Raw genomic sequence first — 545 nt, forward strand, 5'->3', positions numbered from 1 at the left:
AGATGGGAACATCATCGGCTACGGCCTCACCTTGCGCGAGACTTCGTATGTCTTTGAAATTGACGACCGCCGTCTGTATGCCTGGTGCGCGCTGGACACCTTGATATTTCCGGCGCTGATCGGCCGTACAGCTCGCGTCTCATCGCATTGCGCTGCAACCGGAGCACCCGTTTCACTCACGGTTTCACCCAGCGAGATACAGGCTGTCGAACCTGCCGGCATGGCGGTGTCCTTGGTATTGCCGCAGGAAGCAGCCGACGTTCGTCAGTCCTTCTGTTGCCCTGTACATTTCTTTGCATCTGTCCCGACGGCGGAAGACTGTGCCTCCAAGCATCAAGGATTGGAAGGATTGGCGATCGTCAGTGTCCACGAGGCTTTCGGCTTGGGCCAGGAGTTTAATCGACATCTGTTGCAGACCATGTCATCTAGGACACCGTGATCGGATATCGACCCAATGTTCTACGGCACCGGCATCGGATTCGCAGCGCGCGGATTGAACTCGGCGAAACGGTATATGCATTGCCGTGAACCGACCAAAAGGAGGT

1 protein-coding gene is annotated in these 545 nt (G+C 56.3%); it reads left to right on the forward strand.

Annotated features, from left to right (window positions below; translation table 11 throughout):
• Positions 1 to 439, forward strand: a 439-nt coding sequence (gene merB, locus R7Q09_RS27760) for an alkylmercury lyase MerB (protein WP_318144163.1), incomplete at its 5' end; no start/stop codon positions are given.
• Positions 440 to 545 lie beyond the last annotated feature (106 nt).

It is taken from the genome of Vibrio sp. 2130-1, from assembly GCF_033339515.1.